Origin of the sequence: Microbacterium sp. MAH-37, assembly GCF_009758255.1 — a bacterium.
GTDB lineage: Bacteria > Actinomycetota > Actinomycetes > Actinomycetales > Microbacteriaceae > Microbacterium.
In genome coordinates this window covers 44361-57382 of record NZ_WSEN01000004.1, presented here as the reverse complement: position 1 = coordinate 57382, position 13022 = coordinate 44361, and the positions used below count along the sequence as shown (strand labels likewise).

Genomic DNA, 13022 nt, shown 5'->3' with positions numbered 1-13022 from the left:
GTCTTCCCCCGGGACGCAGCCCCGATCGCGTGAGCCCCCGACTCACCTCCCCGACCTGTATCGAGAGTGTGCTCCTCTGATGACCGCAGAGACCCCGGCATCCGCCGTACGCCCGTCCGCCGGCGCCCGCTTCGGGCGCGTCGTGTTCGTGATCCTGGCGATCATCCTGGTGATCGCCACCGCCGCAGCGTTCTTCCTCGCATGGACCGTGCAGCGGTCGTTCCCGCAGACCGAGGGTCAGACCTCGCTTGCGGGCCTGCAGTCGGAAGTTCTGGTGCAGCGCGACGATCGCGGCATCCCGACGATCACGGCGAACTCGACCGACGACCTGTTCTTCGCCGAGGGATACACGCACGCCCAGGACCGGTTCTTCGAGATGGACTTCCGCCGGCACACCACCGCCGGGCGCCTGTCCGAGATGTTCGGCGAGTCCCAGGCCGGCACCGACGCCTTCCTGCGCACGCTGGGCTGGCGCAAGGTCGCCGAGAAGGAGGTCGAGAACCTCGACGAGACCACCCTCGGCTACTACGAGGCGTATGCGAAGGGCGTGAACGCCTACCTCGACTCCCGCAGCGGTGCTGAGCTCTCGCTCGAGTACGCCGTCCTCGGCATCCAGAACCCGGATTACAAGCCGGAGCCGTGGGAGCCCGCAGACTCCGTGGCCTGGCTCAAGGCGATGGCCTGGGACCTCCGCACCAACATCGAGGACGAGACCACGCGCGCCCAGCTCGCCGCGACGCTGGACCCTGCCGAGGCGAAGCAGACGCTGGAGCAGCTGTATCCGTCGTACCCGTTCGACCGGAACCCGGTGATCGTTCCCACGATCTCGAAGGTGCCCGCCCTCGCCACGACCGCCGACACGGCGGCGTTCACCGCGAGCGAGGGGCAGGATGCCGCGCAGGCGCTGGACTCGGTGGAGTGGCAGCAGGCCGACAGCGTGATCGAGGCGGCGAGCATGCTGCTCGGCAATGTCGGCGAGGGCATCGGCTCGAACTCGTGGGTCGTCTCGGGCCAGCTCACCGAGACCGGCCAGCCGCTCCTCGCGAACGACCCGCACCTCGGCGCCGCGCTGCCCTCGGTCTGGTACCAGGTGCAGCTCAAGTGCGCGAAGGTCTCGGAGGCCTGCCCGTTCGACGTCGGCGGCTACTCGTTCTCGGGACTGCCCGGCATCGTGATCGGCCACAACGCGAAGATCGCCTGGGGCTTCACCAATCTGACCACCGACGTGACCGACCTGTACGTCGAGAAGGTCGAGGGCGACCAGTACTGGCGTGACGGCGCGCTCGTGCCGATGGACGTGCGCGAGGAGACCATCAAGGTCGCGGGCGGCAAGGACATCCCGCTGACGATCCGGTCCACCGTGCACGGGCCGATCATCTCCGGCCTGACGCCAGACTTCACCGGCATCGCCGAGAGGCCCGAGCTGGAACAGGGCAAGGTGACGACGGATGCCGGCACGGTGGTGCCCGGCAACCAGGCCGGTGCTCCCGCGACCGGTGACTACGCGGTCAGCCTGCGCTGGACGGCACTGGATGCGGGCACCACGGCGAGCGCGATCTTCGCGCTGTCCGAGGCGCAGGACTTCGACCAGTTCCGCTATGCGGCATCCCTCTTCGACGTGCCGGCGCAGAACCTCATCTACGCCGACAAGAAGGGCAACATCGGCTACCAGGCTCCTGGTCGCCTGCCGATCCGCGGCGCCGGCGACGGCTGGCTGCCGCAGCCGGGCTGGGACAGCAGCTACGACTGGGTCGGGTACATCCCGTTCGAGAAGCTGCCCGTGTCGTACAACCCGGCCTCCGGGTACATCGTCACCGCGAACAACGCGATCGTCACCGACGACTACGAGTACTTCCTCTCCAAGGACTGGGACTACGGCTACCGAGCCGCGCGCATCGCGCACCTGATCGAGCGGAAGTCGGCGGCCGGCCCGCTGTCGGCGCAGGACCTGCGCGACATCCACATGGATGACGAGATGTGGATCGGCAAGCAGCTGACCATCGCGATGCAGGACGTGACCGTCGACGGCAAGGGGCCGAAGGCCGCGGTGAAGCTGCTGCGCACCTGGGACGCGCAGAACACCGCCGACTCCTCCGCCGCGGCGTACGCCAACGTGCTGTGGTCGAACCTGGTGCAGAACATCTTCGCCGAGCGCGAGGACCCGCTGCCGATCACCGGCCAGGGCCGCCTGTTCACCGTCGTCGGCGCGATGCTCGAGAACCCGGACGACCCGCTGTGGACCAACAAGAAGCTCCGGGTGAACAGCATGGATGAGATGCTCGCCTTCTCGGCAGAGCAGGCATATGACGAGCTGGCGAAGCTGCAGGGTGAGAACATCGCCCGCTGGAACTGGGGCAGCCTGCACGCGCTGACGCTGCGCAGCGCGACGCTGGGCAAGTCGGGCATCGCCCCGATCGAGATGCTCTTCAACCGCGGCCCGTACACCGTCAGCGGCGGAGCTTCCGTCGTGAACGCGACCGGCTGGAACCTCGGCGAGTCGTACGAGACGACCACCGTCCCCTCGATGCGAATGGTCGTCGACCTGTCTGACTTCGACCGCTCGAGCTGGATCCACCTGACCGGCGCCAGCGGGCACGCCTTCAACGAGCACTACACCGACCAGACCGAGGACTGGGCGGCGGGCCGTCAGGACCGCTGGGCGTTCTCGAAGAAGGCCGTGGCGAAGGCGTCCGTCGACACGCTGGTGCTCACGCCGAAGGGCTAGATTCGCGGTATGCCGGAACGCCTGCTCGCGCCAGAGGAAACGCCCGCGACGATCACGGAGTTCTCGTACGGCGGCGCCGATCTGATCGCCGAGGACTTCGGCGAGGGCTCCGGGCCGTTCGTGCTGCTGCACGGGATCGGGATGGGCCGCAGCGTCTACGTGGACCTGGTCGCGCGGCTGCGCGGCCGGGTGATCGGCCTCGACCTGCCGGGGTTCGGTGAGGCGCCCGAGCCGAAGCGCACGCTCACGATGGAGCGTCACGCCGACCTCGTGGCCGCGTTCCTGCGCGATCGCGGCATCATGGATGCCGTGCTGATCGGTCACTCCATGGGCAGCCAGATCGCCGCCGAGGTCGCCGCCCGGCATCCACAGCTCGTCGCCGGCCTGGTGCTGGCCGGCCCCACCGTGGACAGCGCCTCACGCAGCATCCGGGTGCAGGCGCGGTACCTGTTCGTCGATCTGCTCGGCGAGAAGCCGCTCGTGCTCTGGCGAGGTGCGCGGGAGTACCTGCGCGGCGGGCCCAACCTGGTGCGCAAGATGCGCGCCACCGTCGTGCACCAGCCCGAGAGGGCCTACGCCAGGGTGACGTGCCCGACGCTCGTCATCCGCGGCGAGCGCGACCCGCTCGCGCCGGTCTCGTGGTGCCGTCAGATCCTCGAGGCGATCCCGGATGCGAGCCTCGTGGAGATCCCGGATCACGGGCACGGCACGCTGATCAGCGACTCGGAGCTCGCCGCGTCCGCGATCACGGCATTCGCGGATGGCCTGCGCTGAGTCGCGGCAAACCCGAGTTTCGCATCCGATACTCGTGTTTAAACACCCTAAACCTTAGTAACGAGTGTAATACTCGTGGTTATGGCGCACTCCGCGAACGCGACCGCTTGGCACGACTGGCCCGCGCAGGGCAGCGAGACTCTGCCATGGCGCCAGCAAGTGCGCGGCGGCACGAGAGAGGACCGGATGCTGTCGTCGGTTGACGCCGCCGTTCCGCCCATGATCGCCACTCTCGACTACACATCCCCAAAGGAAGCTGTCGTCGCTTCAGAGTCGGCCCTGCTTTCCGTCGCGCAGGCCGACACAGACGCAGAGGGGCATTCGGCAGCGATGAGCCGATTCATGATGCGGACGGAGTCTGTCGCGTCGTCGAAGATCGAGCGCATCACGGCATCGGCGGTCGACTACGCCAAAGCCCTCGCAGGAAGCAGGTCGAACAGCTCGGCCACCAGCATGGTGGCAGCCAGCACTGCCCTGCACGACCTCGTCATCGGCGTCTCCGACCGAGGACGCATCGAGCTGGACGATCTTCTGGCCGCGCACCAAGCACTCATGAAGGACGATCCCGTCGAGGCGGACTACGCCGGTCGGCTGCGAGACATGCAGAACTGGATCGGTGGCAGCGACTACTCCCCGCGGAACGCGCTCTACGTGCCGCCCGCGCCGACCCGCGTTCCCGCCCTGATGGGCGATCTCATCGAGTACCTCAACCGAGACGATGTCCCCGTGATGGTTCAGGCGGCGATAGGACATGCACAGTTCGAGACGATCCACGCGTTCACCGACGGGAACGGGCGCATCGGCCGCGCACTGGTCTCTGCGGTGTTCAGGCGCCGCGGTGTCACCCGAAATGCCGTCGTACCGCTGGCGAGCGGCTTGCTCGCCGAACGCGAGGACTACTTCGCAGCGCTGGGCTCCTACCGGCAGGGGGACCCGGCACCGTTGATCCTCTTGTTCGCCCGGTCTGCGCGTGCTGCGGCAGTCTGCTCACGGGACTCGATCAGCCGCATCAAGGCGCTTCCCGAGGAATGGAGTGCGGAACTGCGCCCACGAGCCGGGTCGGCTGTCGCCGCGCTGATCCCCGCGTTCTACGATCACCCCGTCATGACCGCCGCCGAGATCGAAGAACGTTCCGGGTCCTCCGAGCAGCAGACCTACAAGGCCATCACGCGGCTCGGCGAGGCAGGATTCATCCAGGAGATCACCGGCCGCAAGCGCGACCGCGTCTGGGTCGCCGCGGAACTGCTCGCGGAACTCGATGACCTCGACCGGCGGATTCAGCACGAGATGGTGCGTCAGTCCTGATCCGGTCCGGCGCAGGCCGATGCCCGAGGGCACGAGGCCCCGGGCATCCGTCGGTCAGCCGAGCCTCAGCCGCAGACGCCGAGTGACTCCGCATCCGTGATCTCCGCGACATCATGCGGCGACGGGGGCGACCGCCGTGCTCGCGCGCCGCGCGATCAGCCAGATGCCGGCCGCCGCGCCGAGGAAGATCAGCCCGAGCGCCACCCAGCCGGCGAAGCCGAAGGTGATCGCAGTGGCATTGACGACGATCGGCGCGCCGAGGGCGCCCAGCGAGAAGCCCATCCCGAACACGCCCTGATACGCGCCGGCGCGCACCGGATCGGCCAGCTCGAAGCTGAGCCCCCAAGCGCCGGCCTGGGAGAGGATCTCCGCGAAGGTGTGCGTGATCGTGGCGACCAACAGCACCACGATCGCCGTCCACGCCGGCAGGCCCGCGGCGAGCGCGTAGATCACGCAGGATGCTGCCATCAGCCAGCCCGCGATCATCGTGACCCGGCCCGCCACCCGAACGTCATGGGTGCCGCGCGATGCCCGCACCTGGAACAGCACGACCAGGGTGGTGTTCACCACCACGAGCACGGCGACCAGCACGGTCGGCGCGTTCGTGTCGCGCGTGATCCACAGCGGCACGCCCAGCTCGGCGACGCCGAACTGCATCCCGAACACAGCCGACAGCGCGCTCAGCAGAAGGTAGCGCGGATCGCGCCACGGCGAGCGCCGGTGCCAGTCCCTGCGCTCAGCCACAGCCGCGGCGGTCGCCTCCGTGTTGATCGATCCGGTCACCGTGCGCACCGTGTCGGTCGTGGGCCGCGGCGGAGCATCCACCGCCGGCGACAGGCGCAGCAGCGGCACGGATCCGGCGGCGCAGAGCAGGCCCGCGAGGGCGATCACGATCCGGTACGACTCCGGAGTGCCCAGCGCCAGGGCGATCGCTCCGATGCCCGCACCGAGCGCGATCGACAGGTTGGTCACGGTGCGCAGCACCGCGCGCGCGTGCACCCGCCGTTCGGGCGCGAAGCCGCGGGCGATGATCGCCGACCGCGCGGAGTGGCTCATCGAGTCGAAGAACCCCGAGAGCGAGGCCAGCACCAGCGCTGTGACGAAGTCTCCGGCGAAGGCGTAGCCGGCCAGCAGCAGACCGCCGAGCGCCTCGAAGGCGAACGTCAGACGGCGAGCGCTCCAGCGGTCGGCGAGCCAGCCTCCGAGGAACGACGCGACGACACCGCATCCGCTCGACACGGCCAGCACGACGGCCGCCTCTCCGGCGCCGAGACCGAGGATCTGCGTGAAGAACAGCACGGTGACGGCGAAGAACACCCCGCGCCCGACGCGGGAGACGACGGTGGACAGCACCAGTGCGCGCAGCACCGGGTCGTCGAGACTCGCGGCGATCCGCGTAAGGAGGGAGGGCTTCTGCGCGGTGTCGGGGGCGGAGGTCACCCTCAATCCTGACATGCGGCAGCCGGCGACGATGCGACGGCTAACCCGCTCCGGGTGGCGCCGTCCCGGTGGCGCGTCAGTGCACGGGCACTGCCGAGATGGTGCATCGCGCGGACGACGCCGTCCGCTCGAGGTCCAGGAAGTGGGCTGTCGCGGCATCGCCGGCGTGTGTGAGGAATCCTGCACTGCGCAGTCGGGGGATCCACCCCTCCGACCAGGTCACCTGCAGCGCGCCGTCGTCGCCGCGGATCACCGCGCCGTGCTCGGTGACCTGGATCGGGAACAGCGAGACGAGGCGATCGACGATCTCGACCGGTTCGTCGGCGGCGAAGTCGTCATCGATGGTGAGAGTGCCGCCCGCGAACGTGAAGGTGCGGCGGACAAGCTGCAGACCGCCCAGATCGTAGGCTGACGTCAGATCGAGTGTCAGGCGTCCCGCTTCCTCCGACACCTCTTCCACCACGGCTGCCGCTCCACGCCCATGATGCTGCCGCACTCCCGCGATCATCGGCACGCTGTGACCCTGCGCTCCCGCCGAATAGGTCTCGTACCGTGTCTCGGGCAGGAAGTAGAAGCCGTCGTAATACCCCATGCCCAGTTCGCTCAACAGGGGATCGCCGTTCACCGCGAGCACGAACGAGCCGAGGTCGTTGTGGTTGTGCGGTTCGTCATTGTCACCGCCCTTGGCTGCAAAGCCCACCTCGTCGGCACCGGATCGGGCGCGCGCCGTGAACCACGCGGCGTCTCCGAACCACGTCGCCGGCGTTTCCGTGTCAGTCACCTCGTCGGCGGCATCGCGGGCCCAGGCGAACTGACGGACCACCGGGCCCCAGTTGTGGTCCCACCCGGCGGCGGCCCAGAATTCGCGCGGCACCGCGTTCGACGGGTCGAACCGCTCGGTGAGCGCCGCCAGCGCGGGCGTGACCATGCCGTACGGTTCGGCATCCGAGAATGCGGCCACTGCACGCCCGCCCAGCGCGACGTTGCGCGGGTACCGGGTGATCGCCGTCAGCTTCTCGTGATCCTTACCCGCCCACAGGTCGACGCCGGTGCGCTGACGCAGCGCCTCGGCGTAGTACGCGAAGTGCCCGAACCCGTAGTTCCAGTAGTTCAGGCCCTCGATGCAGATGCCGTCGTCGCCGTAGCCCGCGAGCAGCGCATCCATCGCCGCGGTGCATCGGTCCAGGATCCCCTCGAGCCCGTCCGTCTCCAGGTACATCGCGGCGATGCCGACGCTCGCGGCGCACACGGAGGACCAGTTCGTCTCGACGGTCTCCCAGAACCAGGCCCGATCGCGGAACGGGCCGAGCACGCGGCGCTCGATCTCGCGGTGGGCCCTGGCGACGAGGAGCGGATGCAGTCGTTCACCCAGCAGCGCGATGATCTCGGCGAGAGCGAAGGCGGTCTCCGCCGAGAAGAGATCGATGATCTCGTCGTGCGGGATCTCGGGCCGCGGCGACGAGAGCTCGGGGATGTGCGCGGGAAGTGCCCAGGTGTACTCGTCGCAGATCGCCCAGATGAGGTCCTCTGTCGCCGAGATCGGCACCTCGTCGCTGAGCAGTGCACCGATCGCGGCGGCGAAGAGCCGACGGCGGATGCCGAAGTAGACGTCGCTGTGCTCGGTACGGTCGCCGTCCACGTCGTACCGGTGATGCACCCGGAAGCCCGGGGATGCGATCGGCGTGCTCGCCTCGGCGAGCGCGCGATCGACGAACGCCTGCGCCTGCTGGGCGATCCGGCGATTTCGGATGGGCTCTCGCCAGCGCTGCGGATCACGTGCCTCGGCGAACACGGCCTCAAGGGTTCCGCCGTCCAGGGTCGTCATCACCGGCTCCGTTCGTCGCGGTAAACGCATTCCTTCTCATCCTGTCAGCTCGAACACGACGGCTGTCGAAGGCGATCAGACTCGATCACCTCACTGCTCGATGATGAGCAACGTGCCCGCTTGGGATCCACGCTCACTTCCATGCCTGCGCAGCCTCGATACGGATGCGGTGATCGACCGGCGTCACGAGCGCGATCACGATCCGGGCGCATCCGGGTGCGATCGGCGGCGCCTCACGCAACTGCCACGCCCGGTGGGCACGCGCTCCGCCGGTGATCCGCGCTGCATGCGTCTCGGCACGCAGCACCAGAGACTCGCCCTCGAAGAAGAGCTCCTGTCCGGCCTCGAGCCGGATGGTGAGATCACCTGATTCTGCGACCAGACCGGCGTCCACGTCGATCAGCAGCTCGGCGAGCGCGCCCGCCGGCCCCGACGCCGCCACGTGCACGTCTATCGCTGCATCGCCGAGATCGACCTGCGCCCCCACATCGAGCGGCTCCAGCCGACGCAGGCCTCGTCGCTCGACGGCGGTATCCCATCCGTCGGGCGCCACGGGCTCGCCGAGCGGCAGCTCGTAACCGGGCCTCCGCCCTCGCGGTCCTCGTGATGCGACCAGGATCCTTCCCTCGCCGAACTCCGCCGACTTCGGGAGGAATTCGCCCACGCCCTGCACGGCCTGGAAGAACCGGACGGCGTGCAGGCCGACATCGCCGAACTGCGCCCCCAGGAACGCGGCATCCTTACGCACGGTCGCGGTCAGGTCCCCGGAGCGGAACCGGGCAGCCTGCTTCCTCGGGAACACCGCCCAGAACCGGTTGTCCCGCGGGTCGTCCGCATCGTCGTCGAACTCGCATTCGAAGTACGCCTGCGCCCAGGCCTGCCAGAACACCACCGCGGGCTCGCGGGGACCATCCGCAGCGGCCAGGGCGCCGGCCAGCTGCGTCAGCACCCCGTCGCCGGAGAGCGCTCCGGCGGCGAGGCACACGTCCGCGAGCGACACCGGCACCACGCGCATCCCACGGTCCTGTCGGCTGGACAGACCGGTGTCGGCACGCAGCCGGGAGTCCAACAGGAGCATGTCCGTGGCCAGGCTGGCCAGAACCGCCTCCAGCGCACCGGGGGTTCCGCGCGTCAGATGCAGCAGCAGCAGCGCACGGTTGGTCACGGCGTCGTAGACGACGACACTGCGTTCGGGGTAGAAGCCCTCAGAATCGATGTCCAGACCCTCGTCGAGGATCGCCCGCATCGCGGGCTCCCATCCCGCGGCGGCCTCCGGCAGCAGCGCGCCCGCGAGCGCCGCCGCCGAGGCGATCACCCAGCGGTGGTTCGGCGTGTGAAACCCCGCGGTGAGTAGCACCGGAACCGTCTCCTCGAGCAGGCGCAGCACGCAGCGCTCCCACTCGACGAGCTCGGGCGGCATGCCGTCCCGGCGCAGCAGCAGGAGAGCCGCGGCGAACAGCTGCAGGGCGAATGCAGTGTCCGGCGCCGAATCCGGATTGCAGTGCACGAGATCGATCAGTCCCGATCCGCGCCGCGCCCGCAGCTCGTAGCGCGCGGCCGCTGTCGCGCGGTCGGCCAGTTCCGCCCGGCGCTCCGCACTGAGCGAGGAATCCAGCAGCAGCAGGGCGGCTCCGCTGGAGAGCGCCGCAGTGGCGTTGACCGCCGCATCGGCTATGCCGAGCCGCGGGTTGTGGCACGCGCCGTCATCGATACGGGACGGATCGCGCACCTGCAGGTACGACTGCTGCCGGACCTGAGCCGCCAGCTGACGGAACATCCGAGCTGTCATCGCCTTCTCCTTCCGCGTCACGTGCTCAGCGCACGAACGTCGCCGGATGCAGGAACTCCAGCTGCCTCAGGTCGAGGGCGTCGTCGAGTGCCGTGAATCGCAGCGCCTGCACCGCACGATCCTCTCCGCAGATGAACGGTCGGGTCTGCACATTCCATCGGAACTGCTCCCCGCGCCGCTCGTCGAGCAGAGTCCATTCGCCGTCGACGAGACCGTCGAGCCGCCAACCGGCCCGCCCCGCTGCGCCTGTGGTCACGGTGTAGAGCACTCCGACCGCCGTGGTGTCGAACCTGCACTCGACGCTCTCACCGGAGCAGAGCAGGACGCCATCATCCGAGGAATCGTCGAAGGGGATGCCGGCGTCGACCGGCGTCGCATCGACGAGCTGCTCCGGGAGCGCCCCGGGCGGGGACAGGGAGAACGGACCCTCGCTGGCCCAGGCGACGGGTTCCGGTCCGAGATCGATGTCGATACGGATGCCGCGGCGCAGCATCTCGATCGGAACCGACGCCCTCCGCCAGACCTCGCCGTCGATGCGCACCGCCTGGATGTGCACGTTCTCCGGCGCGAGATCCGACACGGAGATGACCGTGCTCCCTCCGCAGGCCGGGCGGAGCTCGGCGCGGGGCACCGACGGCGAGGTGATCAGGTACTCCCCGGAAGCGGGGGTGAGCGGATACAGGCCGATGCTCGCGAACAGATGCCAGGCGGCCATCTCGCCGTTGTCCTCGTCGCCGGGGAATCCCTGGCCGATCTCGGAACCGAGGAACATGCGACGCACGCTCTCCCGCACGACCGCGTCCGCCTTGTGCGGTGCGCGCGTGAACGCGTACATGAACGGAATGTGATGCGCCGGCTGATTCGACAGGCCGTACATTCCCATCCGCAGATCACGCGCCTCGGTCATCTCGTGGATGACCCGGCCGTAGGCGCCCTGCACGTCAGCGACGCCGGTCTCCGGCGTGGCGAAGTACGCGTCGAGCGCGGCCTCCAACCCGTCCGGTCCGCCGAGCAGGGTCGCGAGCCCATGGCCGTCGTGCGGCACGCTGAAGCGCATTCCCCAGGCGTTCGTCTCGGTGTAGTCGCCGCCCCAGACCGCAGGATCGAAATCCGCACGATGCCGGCCGCCAGCATCCCGTCCGACGAAGAACCCGCGCGTCTCGTCGAACAGCGCGACATACGACGCAGCTCGTGCAGTGAAGTACCGTGCACCCGCCACGAACTCGGAGTGTCTCGGGTGCCGCGGATCCGCGGCCAGCCGCTCGGCCAGAGCCGCGATGCCGAAGTCGTTGATCGCGCCCTCGAGGGTCCAGCTGAGCCCCTCCGGCGTAGCCGTCGACACGTAACCGCGGAAAGGCGCGGTTGCGCTCTCGGCACGGCCCACCTCCGGACGGACGGAACGCGTGGTCGCGTTGCGCAGCGCCGAGTCATACGCCTCCTCGAGGTCGTTGAGCTCGACTCCCGCGGCGACGGCGTCTGCGAGCACGATGTCGCTGCTCGTGCCCACCATCGCGTTCGCCGGACCGGGCGATGACCACCGCTCCATCCAGCCCGCCGCGCGATAGTGCTCCACGAAACCGTCCAGCATCGCGGCTGCCTGCTCTGGCACGAGGAACGAGTAGGCCGGCCACACGGTGCGATAGGTGTCCCAGAACCCGTTGTTCACGAAGGACTCCCCTTCGCGCACGGCACATCCCGTCATCGCCTCGCCGTGTGGAGCCATCGGCGTGTTCGCGACGTCGGCATGCACCCAGCGTGGGACATCGACGGTGCCGGCGTTCTCACTCGCGCGGTTCGGGTAGAGGAACATCCGGTACAGGTCCGACGCGATCTCGGCCTGCTGCGATCGCTCGCCCTGCACGCGCACCAGGTCGAGCAGGGGCTCCCAGCGGCCGCGGTTCGCCGCCACGATCGCGTCGAAGCTTCGGCTGAAGGGCGCCTCCTGTGCGAGCGTCGCCCTGGCCTGCTCGATGCCGATGAACGAGGTCGCGATGCGCACCTGCACCGCGCCTGAACCCTCCACGCCGACCGACGCCGACACCTGCTCACGTCCCGGGGCGGTGCCCATCGTCACACCCGACAGCGGTCGGTCGACGGCGATCGCGAAGTACATCCGCGGCGCCTGCGCAGCGGCGGGGCGGTGATAGGAGTCGGTCCAGCCCGTGAACGGCACCATCCGGTCGTCCGGATGATGCACGAGCCGGCCGTCGTGATCGATCTGATCGATCACGAAGCCGCCGCCGTCGGGGAGGGTGAGTCGCGCGACGAGAACGCGATCGGTCGTGGTGAGTTCGGCGCGGATGCCGCCGGCGAGGTCCGCCGACCACAGGTGCGGGCCTGCGTGCTCGTCTTCGTGCGTGAACCCCAGGGCGCGGGCCTCGCGGTCAGCGGACGCCGCGGCGCCGAACGCCGTCGGCATGATCTGCACGACCCCACGGTCTCCCATCCACGGGCTCGGCGCATGCGATGTGGCGAGCGCCTGCAATCGCAGCGCGTCACCCGCGTGGTAGCGGTAGGGCCAGGAGTGCGACCCGGCATCCGTCACCGGGATCGCGAACGTGAAGCCGTGCGGCACGGCGACCGCCGGGATCGTGTTGCCCCTCGACGCACGTTCGGCCGAGTGCGTGCCCCGACGCGTGTCCACGAGATCCACTCGCGCAGCCGCGGCGGGCTCATGCTCGATCCGGACGTCGCTGACCCAGCCGCTCGCATCCGTGCCCGAAGAAGACGCACGCAGCCGGATGCCGGTGACCCGCCTGCCCACGATCGGTGCCAGATCGATGCGGCGGATGTTCCACTGGTCGCAGGTGAGGGCTCGCGACTCCCGCTGCCCCGCGGGAGTCGCCGGATATCCCGCCTGATCGACAAGTCCTGGGGCGATCGATCCGTCGTCGAGCTGAAGCTCGACCGCCACGGCTGTGGCCGCGAACGCGGATCCATCGCGCACCTCCGCCGCTCCGCCGCGGAGTTCGGGGAAGACGACATAGGTGAGCAGCTGCCCCGGCTCGATCACGACATCGACGGATCGCAGCGGGATCGTGAGATCCGCGTCGGCATCGGCGTCCTCCAGCCGGTAGCGGATCGCCTCCGCGTCGGTGAGGCCACGTGCCGGACCGGCGGCGGGGGGAGCTTCCGGCCCGCCGCTGAGAATCAATTCCTGCATC

Annotated in this window: 7 protein-coding genes; 3 read left to right on the top strand and 4 right to left on the bottom strand. The window is 69.1% G+C overall.

The annotated features are described in order from the left end of the window. Positions 1-79: 79 nt before the first annotated feature. From GON06_RS03725 to GON06_RS03715, 3 genes are all read left to right on the top strand, one after another. Complete coding sequence (locus tag GON06_RS03725; RefSeq protein ID WP_157310962.1) at positions 80-2725, top strand: penicillin acylase family protein; 2646 nt, start codon at positions 80-82, stop codon at positions 2723-2725. Positions 2726-2734: 9 nt separating this feature from the next. Further along, the gene (locus tag GON06_RS03720) at positions 2735-3499 is read left to right on the top strand and encodes an alpha/beta fold hydrolase (protein WP_157310961.1); all 765 of its coding nucleotides are present in this window, start codon (positions 2735-2737) and stop codon (positions 3497-3499) included. Between the two features lie 342 nt (positions 3500-3841). Beyond that, positions 3842-4804: a Fic family protein gene (locus GON06_RS03715; RefSeq protein ID WP_232528141.1), complete on the top strand. Its 963-nt coding sequence runs from the start codon at positions 3842-3844 to the stop codon at positions 4802-4804. Between the two features lie 111 nt (positions 4805-4915). Here the strand turns inward: GON06_RS03715 and GON06_RS03710 are convergent, their stop codons facing one another. The 4 genes from GON06_RS03710 to GON06_RS03695 all read right to left on the bottom strand — a co-directional run bounded on the left by GON06_RS03710 (position 4916) and on the right by GON06_RS03695 (position 13021). Then, complete coding sequence (locus GON06_RS03710) at positions 4916-6244, bottom strand: MFS transporter (protein ID WP_332837138.1); 1329 nt, start codon at positions 6242-6244, stop codon at positions 4916-4918. A 76-nt stretch (positions 6245-6320) separates the two neighbouring features. Then, positions 6321-8069, bottom strand: a complete 1749-nt coding sequence (locus GON06_RS03705) for a heparinase II/III domain-containing protein (RefSeq protein WP_157310960.1) — start codon at positions 8067-8069, stop codon at positions 6321-6323. A gap of 133 nt (positions 8070-8202) precedes the next feature. Continuing rightward, positions 8203-9858 (bottom strand): hypothetical protein, encoded by a 1656-nt coding sequence (locus GON06_RS03700; protein WP_157310959.1) that lies wholly within the window; start codon positions 9856-9858, stop codon positions 8203-8205. Positions 9859-9883: 25 nt separating this feature from the next. Next, complete coding sequence (locus tag GON06_RS03695) at positions 9884-13021, bottom strand: GH92 family glycosyl hydrolase (protein WP_157310958.1); 3138 nt, start codon at positions 13019-13021, stop codon at positions 9884-9886. Position 13022: the final 1 nt, after the last annotated feature.